The organism is Undibacterium sp. Di27W (assembly GCF_049340345.1).
Lineage (GTDB): Bacteria > Pseudomonadota > Gammaproteobacteria > Burkholderiales > Burkholderiaceae_D > Undibacterium.
The window spans coordinates 211,974-228,579 of the sequence record NZ_JBMPOS010000008.1 but is presented as its reverse complement, the minus strand read 5'-3'; the positions used below and the strand labels follow the sequence as shown (position 1 = coordinate 228,579).

The window sequence follows — 16,606 nt, the reverse complement described above, 5'->3', positions numbered from 1 at the left end:
TCCTCAGACCAGTTGCATCACTTCATGCACTTGCTTGCGTGGTTTTTGCGGCCAGTTGCCTGCAGCCGCATAACCCACCGTGATCAGCATGACCGGGATTTCTGTCTCATGCAAATCAAATTCACGTGACACCGCATCTGCATCAAAGCCACTCATGGCGCATGATACCAGCCCCATGCCCTGTGCTGCTAGTATCAGCGTCATCGCCGCCAGTGAGGCAGAGCGCAAGGCTTCATCCCTTTGCAGTACCGCATTATTGCTATGGCTTTGTTCAGCCATGCCTACCCAGGTATTGAGCATCCTGTCATCGATAATCCCGGCATCCACTGCAGGGCGCAAGGCCGGCTCCAGTTGCGTGTGCGCATTCAGCGTGCCGCAGATAATGAAAGTCACCGCAGCATCGCTGACTTTTTGTTGATTAAACGCAGCCGCCTGCAAACGCTGCTTGGCTTCATCGCTGACAACCGCCAGGAATTTCCAGTTCTGGAAGTTATAGGCAGAAGGGGCCAGTGTCGCCAGGCGCACCAGTTCGCTGATCTCGGCATGGCTGAGCTTGCGGCTGGAATCATAATTATTGGCAGAGACGCGGGACTCGATAATTTCCTGTATGGATGCGTGCATTTTGTTTTCCTTGATAAAGGTGAAGGTGAAGGCGATAAAAATTTCAGGCCTGGCTACGCATGCTCTTTTGCACGACGATGACGCTGGCCAGAACGATCAATAAACCGGCCAGCGACATCCCCCGCATGCTTTGATCCAGCACGACCCAGCCCAGGATGACGGCGGTGATAGGGCTTAACAAACCCAGTGAAGACACAGCAACCGGTGACAAGCGCGCTATGCCGCGGAACCACAGGCTGTAAGCCAGCAAGGCTCCAACGATGGACAGATAGGCATAAGCCAGTATTTGCGTCAGGTTCAGTGCAGGCAGCGGTGCATCCACCAGCAGGCTCAAAGGCAGCAAGATCAAACCGCCCAGCAAGAGCTGCCAGCCAGTGAAAGCCAATACCGGCAAACTGCTTTGCCAGCGTCGTGACAGATAAGTGCCGCCCGCCATGCAAATTGCCCCTGCCGCTGCGGCAGCCAGACCCACAGCATCCATGACTGCAGTCGCTGACAACAGCAAAGCCGCCATGCCCAGCACCGCAAAAACACTGGACGTGATCGCCAGCGCGGCTGGTCTGCGCCTGTCCAGCAACCAGGCCATGGCCATGATCAGCAAAGGCTGTATAGAACCAATTACCGCTGCCATGCCACCAGGCAGGCGATAAGCCGCAATGAACAGCAGCGCCTGGAAGAAACCTATATTTAGCGCAGCCAGTACCAGCAAACGCCCCCATTCACGCGACAAGGGCAGGCGTTTGCAAAACAGCACCAGCAAAATCCCGCTGGGCAGGCAGCGCAGCAAGGCGGCAGTAAATGGCCGGTCTGGCGGCAAGAATTGCGTAGTGACAATATAAGTCGAGCCCCAGATAGCAGGTGCCAGGGCTGTCAGTAAAGTATCCAGCCAAAAGCCGAGACGGGAAGATGTGTTTGCAGTTTTCATGATAATGTCTTGAGTTCAAGATAAATCATGGTAGCACAAACTATCTTGATATCAAGATAAATTCCCTGTGCCTTGTGTGGTCTTTCAAGGCGTGGGCAAGCAGCCGCAGCGGCCAAATGCCTGAAGCGCCAGAGGCAGCGCATATAATGGCAAGCTCAACAAAGAATAAATAATGAGGGAGTAAGCAAGATGGGCGAAAAGACGATGGATGCAGTCGACAAGATCATGGAGCAATGGCGCAATGCCAGACCAGACCTTGATTGCAGCCCCATGGAAAACATAGGCCGCCTGCGCCGTTGCAGCGACCTGCTTGGCCGCGAGCTAGAGGCGACCTTCAGCAACTTCGGCATGAGCTCCTGGGAATTCGACATGCTGGCCACGCTGCGCCGCTCCAGCGCCACTTTTTGCATGAGCCCAACCGACCTGTTCTCCAAACTCATGGTCACCTCCGGCACCATGACCCATCGCCTGCAAAAACTCGAAGCCAGTGGCTGGATACTACGCCTGCAAAACCCCGACGACGCCCGCAGCATGCTGGTGCAATTGACAGATACAGGTAAAGATTTGGTAGACCGCGCAGTGGCAGCTCATGTGGAAAATGAGAGGCGCATCATGTCTGGTTTAAACGCTGCGGATTTGAAGCGTTTGAATGAGGGGTTGAGGGCGATGCTGGCGGTGTTGGAGAAAGCAGAATAACAAAGTGACGTTTTCCTGATTTCACAAACATTCCTGGAACTCATTTGGACAAGCTGTTACAGTCTTTTTAAATGGTATTTAATTCATTTGTCTAAATACCAAATTTTTATACTTACAACATGCATGATGATGAAATTAGAACAGACCTTTGCAGCGGTTAAACTGGCCCTTGTGCTACTTCACCCTGACTTGCCAGAGCGATTGAACAGGGCCGCAAGCGCAGAAAAACTTGATAAGTTTGAACAAGAAACACAAATACAATTGCCCGATTCCATACGCAAATTTTATGGACTGGCAGATGGATGCAGCCAAGAGGATGGAATTTTTGGCGGATGGGTGTGGCTTGAGCTGGATTTGATTGAAAATTATTTGCAAGAACTGCAAACATCTCTTGAATCTTCCTGCCTGGGAGAAGAGGCTAAATCACTTGTGCCATTATTTCAATACAACGGTACGGACTTTCTTTGTTTTTGCCAAAATGAAGAAGGCGGCAAACTCTATTATATTCCTGGTGATGAACCTGCCATAACCCCGGTTGCCGACAGTGTTAAGGATTTTCTGGAACAATTCCTCGCTCGCCTGATTGCCCATGCATTCATCCTGAATCAATATGAAACGCGCTTAGGCACTCGCTTTTCAGTGCGTCCACCAACAAGAGAATATTGGCCGCCGGACTTTGATTCAATGGAATAATTGTGTTGACGAATAAACTCATATTCACTTGCACCAATGCCGACTGAAGCAGCCAGTAGGTACGATTAGCGCAAGCGTAATCGTACGCATGTTGTGCATCAAAATAAGAATGTAAATTCAGATGAGTAGCTCATATCGCTACACGCAAGCTCCAAAAAATGCATTTGTCTTAGCTTGATGTGATGTTTTATTGAATTGTCAGTAGCGATTACATGCGTCCGATTACGCAGGGCTAATCGGACCTACGCGGGTTGGATTCTTGCAATAAAATTTTCTGCAGCTTATAGGCATTGAAAACAAGATACCAGCCTAGAAAAATGGACGATAAATTAACCGCACTACGTATCCAATAAATATTGTCGCCAAGCTTGATGTACATATATATCTGTACCAACAAATATAAGGCCACTAGCACGCAGCAAAAGTTGAATAGTCGAAGAAATGCAGTTTGTCTTGTTTTGATCGCGTACGCCAGGTAAGCAGCAATGATACCTGTAGCCACGACCGCTAGCATTGCTGCGCCGTAGGGAAAAAATGGCAGTGGTGGGCGCGAACCTATGAGTGAGTTTGCCAACAAGCTTATCAGCATGTAAGCAAAGAGAAGTGCGGTAATCAATTTCTGTTTTTTCATAGCGACTGTTTTATGCATGTGTGCTTGCATTAAGTATAGACCTATTGTGCCTCTAGTAGATAAGCCAGCCAGTAGGTTCGATTAGCGCAAGCGCAATCGTACGCATGTTGTGCATCAAAATAAGAATGTAAATTCAGATGAGTAGCTCACATCGCTACACGCAAGCTCCAAAAAATGCATTTGTCTTAGCTTGATGTGATGTTTTATTGAATTGTCAGTTGCGATTCCATGCGTCCGATTACGCAGGGCTAATCGGACCTACCTGGCATGCTTATGTTTATGTTCCGCAGACCACAAGTTCTTTACTGCAGCCTCGAACTATTGCCTCAATAAGCCTTGCTACCGATAGCTTTGGCGCGTTGTCCGCTAAATTGTCCTTTTCCAAAACCTGACAAATTCCAGTGGCCAGATACTGCGCCTGTCGCAAGGTTGATCTTGCCATCGAAGCTGGCTGAACCGGCCAGGCCTTTTCCTGTCATTTGTACGACACCCTCGGTTGATACTTTGCCTGTAATGGTAAAGCTGCTGCGGGCGGTGCGCGAGTCGGCAGAACCGAGGATATTGCCTTTATGATCAACGTGGATATAAAACGTACCGGTATCGGCGCCTTGATAATTGCCGTAATAATCGCCAAGAATGCCTTGATTGCCGGATTCACTGGCCCCACTTTGTGCCGATTCTCTGGCTAGCAATGTTGCCTCTGAGCGCAGTTGCGCAAGACTGATAGCACTTTTGGCAGATGCATCTGTTTCGACACTGGCAGTGATGTCAGTCCTTGATTGCTCTGTTGCCTGAGGCACAGGCAATTTATCGGCTGATGCAGGACTTGCGGCTGCTGGTTTCTTTACTGGATGCGGAGTTTCTTTTGCTGACGTAAGCGGCGGCTTTTGGTGTGCAGGCCTTTCCTGTTCAGCCTTTGGTATCAATGGATACTTTGGCGTCGGCACAGACGTCAGGAAAGTCACATCCGTTCCTGGCGTGGCATTGTCTGTCTGGCTGGCATGGTGCAGAGAGAGCAGCAGGAGTAGCAGGATGTGCATCGCCAGGATGCCAATCAGCGGCCATATACGGATAGCTGTGCCGCCATGTAATGATTGCTGTATTGATGCCATTCACATATTCCTGACTTAACATGTCCTGCATTGAGTACACCAGGGGCATGATATTACAAATCAGTTTAATACGTTTCTGTCATTTTTGAGGCATGTGATGCGTCCGATTAAGTAGCGGCTAATCTGGGGCTACCAGCTGACATGCGTACGATTACGCTGCGCTAATCGTACCTACAGCGCTTGCATGCGTGACACCGTAATACCCCAAAAACATCCCTGCCGTCAGTTCTATCAAGACCTTTTGCTGCGGCTCTTCCAGCAACACTTGCCCCATTGCCACCTGTGGCCAGAAGGCCAGGGACTTGAGCTGGCCTTGCAGCATGTCGCCCATGAGGTAGGGATCGCCAGCCTTTAACTTGCCATCAGCCTGAGCGGCCCTGATCCAGGCGACGATGCCTTCTTCGCGTTTGTTCATGCGCTCTACCATGTCGCGGGCACGGTCCGGGGTGTGGATGGTGGCGGCCACGGCGACGCGGACGAGGTCGATGAAATTGCTGTCGCTCATCAGGCGCATCTTGTTACCCAGGAAAGTTTCCAGCTGTTCGCGCAGGCTTTTATCGGCCTGGTAACGAAAATCATCCTGAGAAACAGCGCTTTGCCACAATTTTAACAATATTGCGGTGAATAAATCGTCTTTACTAGGGAAGTGGTTGTACACCGTGCGTTTTGAGACGACGGCCGTGGCAGCGATCTTGTCCATGCTGGTGGCTTCGAAACCATTGAGGCGAAATTCATGGATGGCGGCCTGCAGTATGGCTTCGCGCTTGCGGTCGGTCTGGCGTACGGGTTCTGACATTTGTTTTTTTATTAATGTTGATGGTTGTTGCAGCTGGCTTGGCTGCGGATAAAAGAATTTTACACTAAGTAGTTTACTTTTTCAGATTTAGAAACTACACTGTGTAGTGTAATAATTCAATGTGCCAGTGTATGTTCGCCTTGTGCTTCATTTTAGGCCCGACTTATACCCAATTTTGTGCTTTGTATGCTTATCTTCATGACAGGAGTGTTGATTACCATGGCTTATGTTTCCTACCCCAGCAATGCCCAGCAGTTGCCCGCTGTAGTCCCTCAGCCTGCCAGCGAAGGTTTCGTCAACCAGTCACCTGTGCGTGAACCCGGTCTTTTGGGAAACCTGAAAATCATGTGGAAATTTTTCTTCGACAAGCCCAAAGACACCGTGCCTGGTGGCAGCATCCCTGTGTTTGAACTGACCAGAGAACAGTTACTGGCCGCACCAGACTATAGCCTGTATCGCCTCGGTCATTCGACCATGCTGATGAAATTGCAGGGTGAATTCTGGCTGACTGACCCGGTGTTTTCTGAGCGTGCATCGCCTTTCCAGTGGATGGGCCCAAAACGTTTTCACCAGCCACCCATCAGCATTGCTGACCTGCCACCTATCAAAGGTGTGATTCTGTCGCATGACCATTATGACCATCTCGACTATGCAGCCATCATGCAACTGGCGCAAAAGACTGAGCATTTTTTGACACCACTGGGCGTGGGTGACAGGCTCATCAAATGGGGTATAGAAGCAAGCAAAGTGCAGCAGCTGGCCTGGTGGCAAAGCACCTGGGTGAATGGCACGCAGTTTGTTGCGACACCTGCCCAGCATTTTTCTGGTCGTGGCTTGCATGACCGTGACCAGACCCTGTGGGCATCCTGGAGCATACTCACGCCTGAGCTGAAAATATTCTTCAGCGGCGACACTGGTTACTTCAAAGGCTTTAAAGAGATAGGCGATAAATACGGTCCCTTCGATCTGACCATGGTAGAAACCGGTGCCTATAACAAGATGTGGCCGGATGTCCATATGCAGCCCGAACAATCACTGCAGGCGCATATAGACTTGCGTGGCAAGGTCATGCTGCCCATCCATAATGGGACGTTTGATTTATCCATGCATAGCTGGTATGAGCCTTTTGAGCGCATAGTCGCGCTGGCAAAACAACATGATGTCAGGATCAGCACGCCGCAAATGGGTGAGGAAGTCGATATCGCCGAGCCGCAAACCGGCAAGCGCTGGTGGCTGTTCCCGCTGGCGCAAACGAGCAAGCCTGTGTCTTTGCAGTCTGCCCTCGCGGAATGAGCTCAGACCAGCGTATGAGCTGCGATATTTCTTTGCTTGTTCGATAATCTGGACTTGGTAAACCAGTTCAAGCATTGATCACTGAGAAGCTCGTCGACAAGGCCCTGTCGACGAGCTTGCCAGCTGATTGCCAACTTTAGAAACTATGTTCCAGCGCCGGGAAAGATTTGTCTTTTACTGCCGCCACATAAGCCAGGACCGCAGCATCTATGCTGGTCTGGCCTTCCATGAAGTTTTTCACGAAGCGGGCTTTACGGCCCGGAAATACGCCCAGCAAATCATGCATGACGAGTACCTGGCCTGAGCAATCAACACCTGCGCCTATGCCTATGGTGGGGATGTGCAGAGAATCCGTGACTTCCTTGCCCAGGCTGGCAGGAATGGCTTCCAGTACCAGCAGGGTGGCACCGGCTTCCTGCACTGCCAGGGCTTCGGCTTTCAAGAGGTTGGCTGATGCATCAGTCTTGCCCTGTACCTTGTAGCCGCCCAGTTGATGCACGGATTGCGGTGTCAGGCCCAGGTGGGCGCAGACGGGTATCGCGCGTTCAGTCAAAAACTTGATGGTGGGCAGCAACCAGGTGCCACCTTCTAGCTTGACCATTTGCGCACCAGCCTGCACCAGTTGTACCGCGTTGTTGAATGCAGCTTCTGGCGTGGCATAGCTGCCAAAAGGCATGTCAGCAACGACCAGGGCTTTTTGATTGCCACGGGCGACGGCGGCGGTGTGATAGGCCACGTCTTGCAGTGTCACCGGCAGGGTGGAGTCATGACCCTGGCATACCATGCCCAGGGAATCACCGATGAGTAAAATCTCTACGCCGCAACGGTCCATGAGGGAAGCGAAACTGGCATCGTAGGCGGTGAGCATGGTGATTTTTTCACCTTTCTCACGCATTGCGATTAAGCCAGGAATGCTTACTGCTTTACGGTCTTGCAAATATTCAGCCATTCTTTTTCTCCAAAGGTGATGCTGTCATTGGTTTTTTGTTTGACAGCGATTTTGTCTCCACCTACAGCCTCAAATTTATTTTTTGTATTCTTTATTGTGCTTGCTTCTTGAATTCTATTGCTGTTGATCGACCAAGCCGGGTGTCGTCCCGGCGGCCGAAATACTTTCTTTGCTTCGCCAAAGAAAGTATTCAAAGAAAGGCGACCGCAGACTCGCCCTTCGGGTGCTTACGCTGCGCTTCAGCATAATTTGTGCGTCCCAAAAAATGGGAAAACTTCGAAACTCGCTACGCTCAAACAACGAAGTTTTCTGATCCATTTTCTGTGACGCACAAATTACGTCGTCCCAAGCGGTTGAAATTCAAAAACAACTGCAAATTCAAAAGCAACTTCAAAATCAACACACAACTTATTTGGTGTTTCTCAGGTGTTGGCGATTCTATTCTTTTAACTTCTGAAAATAAAATAAACTGCTCCAACCAGACACAGTCCCGCCCATACATAGTCGAGCTTAAAAGGTTGCCCCATGTAAAGCATCGCAAAGGGAACGAAGACGATCAGGGTCAGGGCTTCCTGTAATATCTTTAGCTGGGCCAGGCTGTAGGCAGTGTAGCCTATTCTGTTGGCGGGCACTTGCAGCAGGTATTCAAACAGGGCGATACCCCAACTGATAAAGGCGGCTACCCACCAGGCTTTGCTGGACAGGCTTTTCAGATGGCCGTACCAGGCTACCGTCATGAAGACATTGGACAGTATCAGCAAGCCTGTGGTTTGCAGAATAATAGGGATTTGCATGGGGCCTCGCTTATCGCCTTGTCAGGCGCTCAGGTAGTGGGTAATTCTTGTATGCGTTGCTCAGCCACCGCAGCGATATAGTCTTGCGCACTGCCTTTGCCGGGGATGCTGATGTCGGTTGCAAGTTGCAGCAGGGGTAGCAGCACGAAGGCGCGTTCTGTCATGCGTGGATGGGGGACTTGCAAGTCAGCAGTATTGATTTCTTCATCGCCATACATGAGCAAATCCAGGTCCAGGGTGCGCGGGGCATTGCGGTAGGGGCGTTCGCGGCCATGTGCGAGTTCTATGGCTTGCAGGTGTTGCAGCAAATCAGCAGCGCTGAGGCTGCTGGCCAGTTCTGCTACGGCATTGACATAGTCATGGCCAGTCGAATCGATGGGCGCACTGCCGAACAGGGCAGACTGCGCCACCAGGGTGGTATCCGGCAATTGCGCCAGCGCAGCAATTGCCTTGCTGACGGTGACCCTGGCATCACCCAGGTTGGCACCTATGCCTATGAAAACCCGCACGTTCATTCTTCGGCTGCGGCGGCTGCCTTGCGTGGGGCGCGGCGGCGGGGTTTGCGTTTTTTAGGGCCAGCTTCTACTGTCTTGGGTTTGGTGTTGATAAGGCGGTCACGTTCTACGCTGTCGCCTTCCATGAAGTCTGTCCACCATTCACCGATTTCTTCATCGATCTCACCAGAGGCGCAACGCAGCAGCAAGAAGTCGTAACCAGCGCGCAGGCGCGGGTGTTCCAGCACTTTGTAGGGGGTCTTGCCTGCGCGTTTTTCAAAGCGTGGTTGCATGGCCCAGATGTCGCGCATGTCGGAACCTATCTTGCGCTGTATCGCCAGGGCATCAGTCTGGGTATTCAAGACATCATCGGCCGCCAGGTGCAGGGCAGGGATGGGGAATTCGCCAGCGGCTTTATAGGCTTCCCATTTTTCCACGACCTGGTGCCACAGCAGGGATGCAAACAAAAAGCCTGGTGAAACTGTCTTGCCCTGTTGTACGCGTTCATCAGTATTGGCCAGCGCCAGGGTGACGAATTTTTCGCCCAGGGGTTGCTCCAGCACGACATCCAGCAAAGGCATCAGGCCATGGTGCAGGCCTTCTTTGCGTAGTTGCTGCAGGCAGGCCATGGCATGGCCGCTGGTCAGCAGCTTCAGGGTTTCATCAAAAACGCGGGCGGCGGGCACATTGTTGATCAGCGGTGCCATCACAGCGATGGGCGCGCGGGTGGATGCATCGATCGTGAAGTTCAGTTTTGCCGCAAAGCGCACCACGCGCAGCATGCGTACCGGGTCTTCGCGGTAGCGGGCTTCTGGCACGCCGATGATGCGCAGGGTTTTCTTTTTGATGTCTTTCATGCCGCCGTGATAATCGAGCACGACCTGGGATGCCGGGTCGTAGTACATGGCATTCACGGTGAAGTCGCGACGGGCGGCATCTTCATATTGTTCGCCAAAGGTATTGTCACGCAGCACGCGGCCATGTTCATCCTTGGGGGCACCATCGGTGGCAGCACCACGGAAGGTGGTCACCTCAAGCAGGTCCTGCCCAAACATCACATGCACGATCTGGAAACGGCGGCCTATGATAAAAGCGCGGCGGAACAGACGTTTGACCTGTTCAGGCGTGGCATTGGTGGCAATGTCAAAGTCCTTGGGTTTGACGCCTGTCAGCAAGTCACGCACGGCCCCACCAACGACAAAGGCCTTGAAGCCATTCTCTTGCAGGGTCTGGGTGATGCGTATGGCATTCGCGGACACCAGTTGCGGGTCTATGCCGTGGTCTTTATGACTCAGCACAGTGGGCTTTTGGTTGGCGCTGGCGTCATCGCTCTTGTTTTTTACGCCCAGTATTTTGCGAATAAATTTCTTGATCATTGCTTGTCAAACAGGTGAAGTTGAGGCCAACCTTTTGCCAGTGCATGGGCACTTAACTTGGCATTGGGATTGGTTGCGACAGGATGGCTGACGCGTTCCAGCAGCGGTATATCGTTTTGCGAATCGCTGTAAAAATAACTATGGGTGAAGTCGCTGAGCTGCAGCTTCTGTTTTACCAGCCAGTCTTGCAGATGCACGACCTTGCCCGCGCCTGAACTGGGCACGCCCAGCAGCTTGCCGGTGATATTGCCATTGGCATCGAGCTCAGGTTCTGCCGCCATCAAATGTTCTACGCCCAGCGCAATGGCGATGGGGGCAGTCACAAAACGATTGGTGGCGGTGATGATGGCGATCAGGTCACCCTGATCCTGATGCTTCTTGATCAAATCATGAGCAGCAGGCAGCAATGTCGGTGTAATGACTTCCTGCATGAACTGCTGATGCAATTCATCCAGTTTTGCACGCGGGAATTGCGCCAGGGTGCCTAGTGCAAATTCCAGGTATTCCACCGGGTCCAGCGTGCCAGCCTGGTATTGCGCAAAAAAATCGGCATTGCGGCGGGCAAATGCATCGGCATCAACCGCGCCGATGCGGCACAGGAACTGGCCCCATTCATAATCAGAATCAATGGGGATCAGGGTGTGGTCCAGATCAAATAGGGCGATATTGCGCATGCTAGTCTGTCGTAGTATCTAGGCCGGGCATTTGCTGCAACATTAGTTCACGCAGCAAAGGCAAGGTAATGGGACGCTTGGTGACCAGGGAATAATGGTCGAGCTGGTCGAGAATATTGCTCAGCGAACTCATGTCGCGGCGGTAGTGGGTAATCAGATAGGGTAACACGCCAGGCGACAGTTGTATGCCCCGTGCATGGGCGGCACGCTCCAGCGCATCGATCTTGTCTTCATCGGTCAGGCCATGGACCTGGTAAATCAGGCCCCAGCCAAAACGGGTGCGCAAATCGTCGCGCACGTTCAAAATCATGGGTGGGCGATTGCCTGCACCGATCAAAAAACCACCACGGGCGCGTGCCTCATTGAACAGATTAAAGGCGGCGATCTGGTTCAGCGGCGGCAACTGGTCGCAATCGTCAAGCAGGTAGAGGCTGACGCCTTCGGTAAAGTCAAAGGCGCTTTCCGGCGCATCCGCCGGGATATAACGGGCCGTGTCATCATCTGCCAGCGCGTGCAGCAAATGCGTTTTGCCAGCACCGGGTTCACCCCAGATATACACTGAGCGCTCACCATACTGGCTGGTGATGCGCTGGGCAAACATGCCCAGCAATTGCGCCAGTTCGGCATTTTGCCCCACCACGAAGGTAGCGAGGGACGGCAGTTTTTGCGCGTCCAGGTCGAGTATTAATTGCCTCATGTCTGACTATAAAAATGGCTTTTCAGATAAGACACACGCAAATGCTTGACGGCGACCGAGATCACGGCAGAGGCTGGCAAGGCAATCAGGATGCCAATAAAGCCAAACAATTGTCCGAATGCCATCAAGGCAAAAATCACGGTTAGCGGATGCAAGCCTATGCGCTCGCCCACCAGGCGTGGTGTCAGGTAAAACGATTCCAGCATTTGTCCTATGCCATAAATAATGGCGACCGACAACAGGCCGCTAAAGCCATCAAATTGCAGGATAGCACCAATCAGCGCCAGCACCAGCCCCAGGCCATAACCCAGGTAAGGAATGAACACCAAAAAACCAGTGATGATGCCGACTGGTAAAGCCAGGTCAAAGCGGGCGATGCTAAGTGCCACCGAGTAATACACGGCCAGGACGATCATCACCAGGATTTGCCCGCGCAGATATTGCGCCAGAATATCATCGACTTCTGCCACTGCATTGGCCGTCACATGGACAAAGCGACGCGGGATGAAATGGCTGAGGCGACGTATCAGGGCATGCCAATCCATTAACAAATAAAACAGCACGATAGGGATCAGCAATAAATTTGCCACCATGCCCAGCACTGCCGTGCCACCGACACGTATCGAATTCAAGACCGCCTTGCCTATCACTTCACCACTGCTGGCCATTTGTTCGGTCAGCAAGGTCTTGATGCCGGTACTATCAAGACGCACCTTGATGCCAAACTCATTGAGCATGGGGGCCAGCATTTCATCGAGCTTGTCAAAGAAACGCGGGATCTGATCTTGCAATTGTGGCACTTCTTTTTGCAAAATAGGTATCATGATCAAGACCATGGCCAGCACGGCAGCAATCAAAATCACGATGACCAGGGTCGCTGCCACCGAACGCGGCAAGCCAAACCTGCGTATGCGCAAGGCACACAGCTTGTCTACCCAGGGTGTCAATACATAAGACAGGATGCTGGCGACGACAAAGGGCATTAGCACAGGGCCGAGCAAACCCAGCAGACCCAGCAGGGCAAATGCCAGGGCCAGCCACAGCATGGATTGTTTTTGCTCCGACGTAAAAGTAAATGGCATTTTTAAGCTTGGTTAGTAGTCATTTGTCATCGAATTTACCGTCTGTCCCAAAAAAACAGGGTTTTCGCGGTCAATTTGTTAAAATAGCGCTTTTGCCGGACTTTTCTGGCAATTTCTCTATTTTACCGCCTCCTGCCCCTATTGCCGAATATCATGAGCACTTCTACCCCTGTTTCTCTCTCTTACGCCGACGCTGGTGTCGATATGGTTGCCGGCGACGCGCTGGTTGATGCCATCAAACCCTTTGCCAAACGCACCATGCGCGAAGGTGTCATGGCTGGCATAGGCGGTTTTGGCGCCATGTTTGAAGTCAGCAAAAAATACAAGGAACCTGTCCTGGTTTCCGGCACTGACGGCGTGGGCACCAAGCTGAAACTGGCTTTCCACCTCAACAAACATGACACCGTCGGCATCGACCTGGTGGCCATGAGTGTCAATGACATCCTGGTACAAGGCGCAGAGCCTTTGTTCTTCCTCGACTATTTTGCCTGCGGCAAGCTGGATGTTGCTACGGCAACTGATGTCATCAAGGGCGTAGCCTTTGGTTGCGAACAAGCTGGTTGTGCCCTGATCGGTGGCGAAACTGCCGAGATGCCATCCATGTATCCTGACGGTGAATACGACCTGGCCGGCTTTGCCGTTGGCGCCGTAGAAAAATCCAAGATCATCGATGGCAGCAAGATACAACCCGGCGACGTCATCCTCGGCCTGGCATCTTCCGGCATCCACTCCAATGGCTTCTCGCTGGTGCGCAAGATCATCGAAGTTGCCCAGCCAGACCTGAACGCCGATTTCCATGGCCGCAGCCTGGGTGATGCCCTGATGGCACCAACCCGCATCTACGTCAAACCTTTGCTGGCCCTGATGGAATCCCTGGAAGTCAAAGGCATGGCCCACATCACCGGTGGTGGCCTGGTAGAAAACGTCCCGCGCGTACTCGGCGACAAACTGACTGCCGTCCTGCATAAAGACGCATGGACACTGCCACCCTTGTTCACCTGGCTGCAACAGCACGGCGGCGTTGCCGACGCAGAAATGCACCGCGTCTTCAACTGTGGCATAGGCATGGTCGTCATCGTTGCGGCTGAACTGGCTGATGCAGCCCTGGCACAACTGACTGCGGCTGGTGAATCGGTCTACAAGATCGGTGAAATCCGTGCGCGTGAAGGTGATGAGCATCAGACTATTGTGGTGTGATGTTATATGCCTGATACCAGTTGAGTTGGTCCAACTGGTTTGAATATTCTAAAAACCCGGTCAGGTTTGACTGGGTTTTTTTATTTTATGCACTCAATATGAATATTGGGCTTTGTCCTTCATTACCTGCATGATTCGTGAGCAAGCAACGCCACTAGGCTCCAGCCTGCGCTGGAGCGACGTCAACCTGATTCGACTTGACTTGCTCGACATTCAGCCCGGTGGGAAAAATTGCCTGCCGTAATAGGCGATATATGTGTATCGATCGTTAAGTCATTCCTGGGCAAGTAGTCCACTGCTCCGGGTCTCTCTAGGCAAGGCTTTATCTGCACTACACTCGGCGTCTAAATAAGTTATATGTTTATTGCAGGCAGGGTGTTGGGTGAAAGCTTCCCTTGTGAGGTACACATCCAGCATGTGCATTTTCTTAATATGCAGTTGTCTCAGCGTTGTCATGCTATGGGGGCAATCATAGTCAAATCACGCATATCCTTGCTAATTAAAACAGCTTCACCCACGATTTTTTGACTGTTAGAATCTGCAGGCAGCCCAGGCATGCATTTAGCAATGCGTTAACGGCAAATTAATGGAGCTTTGCTGTCCGGGCTTGCACCGGTTTCTTTTTGCTTGACTGGTTTGAGCGCGCTTCAGGTAATAGCGCCCCAGGCAGCCACGTTTTATAAATGCGTTCAAAGCTGCCGCTGGCCTTCATGTCGTCAAGGTTTTTTTCCTGCGGAGTGCGACGCGAGTCATGTCTGCACTGCACCTCAAATCGTCTTGTTCGGACTCATCCTATTGATGAAATGAGTTCTAAAAAACGAGCCTCTAAAAATCGAGCCTATATAACGCCCGCGTGGCCGTATCAGTTTTCCTGTATCTGCCTGCTCAAGCGCATGCCCTATCCAGCCTGCGGATCTGGCCGGTGCGTAAAGTATCGTGCTGGCCATGCAAATATCATGAACAAGGCGGCCAGGGCAAATCCATATTGGGCGCTGCGCCAGTGAGCTTGCTGGCAACTTCGCCTATGCGCAAGATGGTAGTGAGCAGCGCCGGAGCGGGCAATAGCTCATGCGATAGTGTGGCTAGTTGCTTAAGCAAAAAGCCTGCGCCCGTCTCGCTTGTATAGATGGTAACTGGCTTGATGGCCATGAATTCGCACATGCCCTCACTGTACCCACGTTGCCAGTCCGCGAAGCGATTATATGATCACTCTGTACTGTTGAACTGTGGCCAGGTGTAATGTAGCTACTGTCCAGATTGTCCGGTTTCGAACAGATGCCCCAGGTCGGGTAAGAATAGTGGCAAATAATAATCATTTATCTTTATTGCAAAATCATAATCCTGTATATTTGTTTGCAAATTTCCCGTAAGACCTTCCTCCAGAAAGGATACTTGTATGCAGCATGCATTGCGTGGTTCTTTGGTTTTGCTGGCTCTGATCGGTGGCCAGGCGGCTGCTTCGACGAGTCATTCACTGGGTATAGAGCGCAAGCAATATGGCGAATCGATAGCCTATGACATGAATGCTGCAGGCCAGGTGGCGGCCGTTATCAAGGAGAAAGATGGTACGCCACATGCTGTTTTTTTTGAAAACGGCAAGCTGGTCAAGCTGGAGTTGCCGGGTGAAACCGAGAGTGAAGCCAAGCGTATCAATGACAAGGGCGAGATAGTCGGGTCTTCCAAAAAAGAACATTCCTGGAGAGCCTTCATCCGCAATCGCGAGCATGGCGTACAAGAGCTGGGCACCCTGGGGGGCTCGAATAGTTATGGCGCTGCCATCAACAACGCAGGGCTGGCAGCAGGGTTTTCGGACACCCTCAATCATGAATTGCATGCCTTCCTCTACACCCCTGGCGAAGAACTGAAAGACCTGGGGACTCTGGGTGGCAGAATCAGTTACGCCAGCGGTATTAATAATTCCAGCCAGGTGGTGGGCACTGCGATGATCACAGACGGTTCGCGCCATGCGTTTTTATATGACAAGGCCACTGGCATGCGAGACCTTGGCACCCTGACTGGCCGCTATAGTTCAGCAACAGCGATCAATGATCACGGTGTCGTCGTCGGTACTGCAGAAATGAAAGACCGTCGCTGGCATGCCTTTATCCATGATGGCAAACAGATGATAGACCTGGGCGCAAAAATTGGTTTTGGTGATAGCTTCGCCACTGGTATCAATAATGAAGGCCATGTCGTTGGCGTGGTAGATACCCAGGACATGCGCTTATCCTTTGTCTGGCGCGACAATAAAATGACCTTGCACCCGGCTGGCAAAAGTCTCTACCTGACCAATGCCATCAACAATACTGGTCAAGTCATCGGTGCCAGCTATGACCGCGGCTTGAATGCTGCGACCATGCCTTCCAATGCCATCCCCTTTGTTGATGTGGGTGGCGACAAAATCCTGTTCTTTAATGTGTTGACGGTATTGCTGGCTGCTGGCATCGCCATATTCCGCAAGCGTCTCAAGGGTTTGTTCTTTGATGGCAGGTTGATTTTCAGGACCTGAAAACCTGGAGGAAGCAGGCGAAAAATACCTGCTTCATTTAACCCAAGTAGCTGCGAACAGCATTGCC

19 protein-coding genes are annotated in these 16,606 nt (G+C 51.8%); 5 read left to right on the top strand and 14 right to left on the bottom strand.

The window, feature by feature from the left end:
- Positions 1–3 precede the first annotated feature (3 nt).
- Together ACO0LF_RS17675 and ACO0LF_RS17670 are read right to left on the bottom strand one after the other, a co-directional pair.
- On the bottom strand, positions 4–621 hold the full coding sequence (locus ACO0LF_RS17675) for a nitroreductase family protein (RefSeq protein WP_423016282.1): 618 nt from the start codon (positions 619–621) through the stop codon (positions 4–6).
- A gap of 43 nt (positions 622–664) precedes the next feature.
- Positions 665–1,546, bottom strand: a complete 882-nt coding sequence (locus ACO0LF_RS17670; protein WP_423016280.1) for an EamA family transporter — start codon at positions 1,544–1,546, stop codon at positions 665–667.
- A gap of 189 nt (positions 1,547–1,735) precedes the next feature.
- On the opposite strand from ACO0LF_RS17670, the gene ACO0LF_RS17665 reads away from it, so the two are divergent.
- Both ACO0LF_RS17665 and ACO0LF_RS17660 read left to right on the top strand, forming a co-directional pair.
- Positions 1,736–2,242, top strand: a complete 507-nt coding sequence (locus ACO0LF_RS17665; protein ID WP_423016278.1) for a MarR family winged helix-turn-helix transcriptional regulator — start codon at positions 1,736–1,738, stop codon at positions 2,240–2,242.
- Positions 2,243–2,365: 123 nt separating this feature from the next.
- Complete coding sequence (locus ACO0LF_RS17660; RefSeq protein WP_423016276.1) at positions 2,366–2,935, top strand: SMI1/KNR4 family protein; 570 nt, start codon at positions 2,366–2,368, stop codon at positions 2,933–2,935.
- 232 nt (positions 2,936–3,167) lie between these two features.
- Here the strand turns inward: ACO0LF_RS17660 and ACO0LF_RS17655 are convergent, their stop codons facing one another.
- From ACO0LF_RS17655 to ACO0LF_RS17645, 3 genes are all read right to left on the bottom strand, one after another.
- Positions 3,168–3,584 carry a hypothetical protein gene (locus ACO0LF_RS17655; RefSeq protein ID WP_423016274.1) on the bottom strand — a complete coding sequence of 139 codons (417 nt, stop codon included), beginning with the start codon at positions 3,582–3,584 and terminating at the stop codon, positions 3,168–3,170.
- 308 nt (positions 3,585–3,892) lie between these two features.
- A complete protein-coding gene (locus ACO0LF_RS17650; RefSeq protein ID WP_423016272.1) occupies positions 3,893–4,678 on the bottom strand; it encodes a hypothetical protein in 786 nt (261 codons plus the stop codon).
- Between the two features lie 151 nt (positions 4,679–4,829).
- Positions 4,830–5,474, bottom strand: coding sequence for a TetR/AcrR family transcriptional regulator (locus ACO0LF_RS17645; protein WP_423016270.1), 645 nt, complete (start codon positions 5,472–5,474; stop codon positions 4,830–4,832).
- Between the two features lie 219 nt (positions 5,475–5,693).
- On the opposite strand from ACO0LF_RS17645, the gene ACO0LF_RS17640 reads away from it, so the two are divergent.
- Positions 5,694–6,767, top strand: a complete 1,074-nt coding sequence (locus tag ACO0LF_RS17640; protein ID WP_423016268.1) for an MBL fold metallo-hydrolase — start codon at positions 5,694–5,696, stop codon at positions 6,765–6,767.
- Between the two features lie 136 nt (positions 6,768–6,903).
- On the opposite strand, the gene panB is transcribed toward ACO0LF_RS17640, so the two are convergent.
- From panB to ACO0LF_RS17600, 8 genes are all read right to left on the bottom strand, one after another.
- Positions 6,904–7,716, bottom strand: a complete 813-nt coding sequence (gene panB / locus ACO0LF_RS17635; protein ID WP_423016266.1) for a 3-methyl-2-oxobutanoate hydroxymethyltransferase — start codon at positions 7,714–7,716, stop codon at positions 6,904–6,906.
- Positions 7,683–7,910: a hypothetical protein gene (locus ACO0LF_RS17630; protein ID WP_423016264.1), complete on the bottom strand. Its 228-nt coding sequence runs from the start codon at positions 7,908–7,910 to the stop codon at positions 7,683–7,685. The genes panB and ACO0LF_RS17630 overlap by 34 nt, the downstream gene beginning before the upstream one ends.
- A gap of 252 nt (positions 7,911–8,162) precedes the next feature.
- Entirely contained in the window at positions 8,163–8,510 is a 348-nt protein-coding gene (locus ACO0LF_RS17625; protein ID WP_423016262.1) for a DMT family protein, read from the bottom strand.
- A 29-nt stretch (positions 8,511–8,539) separates the two neighbouring features.
- Positions 8,540–9,025, bottom strand: coding sequence for a 2-amino-4-hydroxy-6-hydroxymethyldihydropteridine diphosphokinase (folK, locus tag ACO0LF_RS17620; protein WP_423016260.1), 486 nt, complete (start codon positions 9,023–9,025; stop codon positions 8,540–8,542).
- A complete protein-coding gene (gene pcnB / locus ACO0LF_RS17615; RefSeq protein ID WP_423016258.1) occupies positions 9,022–10,380 on the bottom strand; it encodes a polynucleotide adenylyltransferase PcnB in 1,359 nt (452 codons plus the stop codon). Before pcnB ends, folK begins: the two co-directional genes overlap by 4 nt.
- The gene (locus ACO0LF_RS17610; RefSeq protein ID WP_423016256.1) at positions 10,377–11,054 is read right to left on the bottom strand and encodes an HAD family hydrolase; all 678 of its coding nucleotides are present in this window, start codon (positions 11,052–11,054) and stop codon (positions 10,377–10,379) included. The genes pcnB and ACO0LF_RS17610 overlap by 4 nt, the downstream gene beginning before the upstream one ends.
- Position 11,055: 1 nt before the next feature.
- Entirely contained in the window at positions 11,056–11,751 is a 696-nt protein-coding gene (gene hda / locus ACO0LF_RS17605) for a DnaA regulatory inactivator Hda (protein ID WP_423016254.1), read from the bottom strand.
- The gene (locus tag ACO0LF_RS17600; protein WP_423016252.1) at positions 11,748–12,833 is read right to left on the bottom strand and encodes an AI-2E family transporter; all 1,086 of its coding nucleotides are present in this window, start codon (positions 12,831–12,833) and stop codon (positions 11,748–11,750) included. Before ACO0LF_RS17600 ends, hda begins: the two co-directional genes overlap by 4 nt.
- Before the next feature lie 153 nt (positions 12,834–12,986).
- Between ACO0LF_RS17600 and purM the strand changes: the two genes are divergently transcribed.
- Positions 12,987–14,030: a phosphoribosylformylglycinamidine cyclo-ligase gene (gene purM / locus ACO0LF_RS17595; RefSeq protein WP_423016250.1), complete on the top strand. Its 1,044-nt coding sequence runs from the start codon at positions 12,987–12,989 to the stop codon at positions 14,028–14,030.
- Between the two features lie 954 nt (positions 14,031–14,984).
- Here the strand turns inward: purM and ACO0LF_RS17590 are convergent.
- Positions 14,985–15,179 (bottom strand): hypothetical protein, encoded by a 195-nt coding sequence (locus ACO0LF_RS17590; protein WP_423016248.1) that lies wholly within the window; start codon positions 15,177–15,179, stop codon positions 14,985–14,987.
- Positions 15,180–15,426: 247 nt separating this feature from the next.
- Here ACO0LF_RS17590 and ACO0LF_RS17585 point away from each other — a divergent pair, with 247 nt between their 5' ends.
- Entirely contained in the window at positions 15,427–16,539 is a 1,113-nt protein-coding gene (locus ACO0LF_RS17585) for an HAF repeat-containing protein (RefSeq protein WP_423016246.1), read from the top strand.
- Positions 16,540–16,606: the final 67 nt, after the last annotated feature.

Bases quoted from the DNA above. Each gene is read 5' to 3' on its own strand.
- ACO0LF_RS17650 (WP_423016272.1), bottom strand. From the start codon at position 4,678: ATGGCATCAATACAGCAATCATTACATGGCGGCACAGCTATCCGTATA.
- ACO0LF_RS17610 (WP_423016256.1), bottom strand. From the start codon at position 11,054: ATGCGCAATATCGCCCTATTTGATCTGGACCACACCCTGATCCCCATT.
- ACO0LF_RS17675 (WP_423016282.1), bottom strand. From the start codon at position 621: ATGCACGCATCCATACAGGAAATTATCGAGTCCCGCGTCTCTGCCAAT.
- ACO0LF_RS17600 (WP_423016252.1), bottom strand. From the start codon at position 12,833: ATGCCATTTACTTTTACGTCGGAGCAAAAACAATCCATGCTGTGGCTG.
- ACO0LF_RS17670 (WP_423016280.1), bottom strand. From the start codon at position 1,546: ATGAAAACTGCAAACACATCTTCCCGTCTCGGCTTTTGGCTGGATACT.
- ACO0LF_RS17655 (WP_423016274.1), bottom strand. From the start codon at position 3,584: ATGCATAAAACAGTCGCTATGAAAAAACAGAAATTGATTACCGCACTT.
- ACO0LF_RS17640 (WP_423016268.1), top strand. From the start codon at position 5,694: ATGGCTTATGTTTCCTACCCCAGCAATGCCCAGCAGTTGCCCGCTGTA.
- ACO0LF_RS17665 (WP_423016278.1), top strand. From the start codon at position 1,736: ATGGGCGAAAAGACGATGGATGCAGTCGACAAGATCATGGAGCAATGG.
- hda (WP_423016254.1), bottom strand. From the start codon at position 11,751: ATGAGGCAATTAATACTCGACCTGGACGCGCAAAAACTGCCGTCCCTC.
- panB (WP_423016266.1), bottom strand. From the start codon at position 7,716: ATGGCTGAATATTTGCAAGACCGTAAAGCAGTAAGCATTCCTGGCTTA.
- ACO0LF_RS17585 (WP_423016246.1), top strand. From the start codon at position 15,427: ATGCAGCATGCATTGCGTGGTTCTTTGGTTTTGCTGGCTCTGATCGGT.
- folK (WP_423016260.1), bottom strand. From the start codon at position 9,025: ATGAACGTGCGGGTTTTCATAGGCATAGGTGCCAACCTGGGTGATGCC.
- ACO0LF_RS17590 (WP_423016248.1), bottom strand. From the start codon at position 15,179: ATGGCCATCAAGCCAGTTACCATCTATACAAGCGAGACGGGCGCAGGC.
- ACO0LF_RS17645 (WP_423016270.1), bottom strand. From the start codon at position 5,474: ATGTCAGAACCCGTACGCCAGACCGACCGCAAGCGCGAAGCCATACTG.
- ACO0LF_RS17660 (WP_423016276.1), top strand. From the start codon at position 2,366: ATGATGATGAAATTAGAACAGACCTTTGCAGCGGTTAAACTGGCCCTT.
- ACO0LF_RS17625 (WP_423016262.1), bottom strand. From the start codon at position 8,510: ATGCAAATCCCTATTATTCTGCAAACCACAGGCTTGCTGATACTGTCC.
- purM (WP_423016250.1), top strand. From the start codon at position 12,987: ATGAGCACTTCTACCCCTGTTTCTCTCTCTTACGCCGACGCTGGTGTC.
- pcnB (WP_423016258.1), bottom strand. From the start codon at position 10,380: ATGATCAAGAAATTTATTCGCAAAATACTGGGCGTAAAAAACAAGAGC.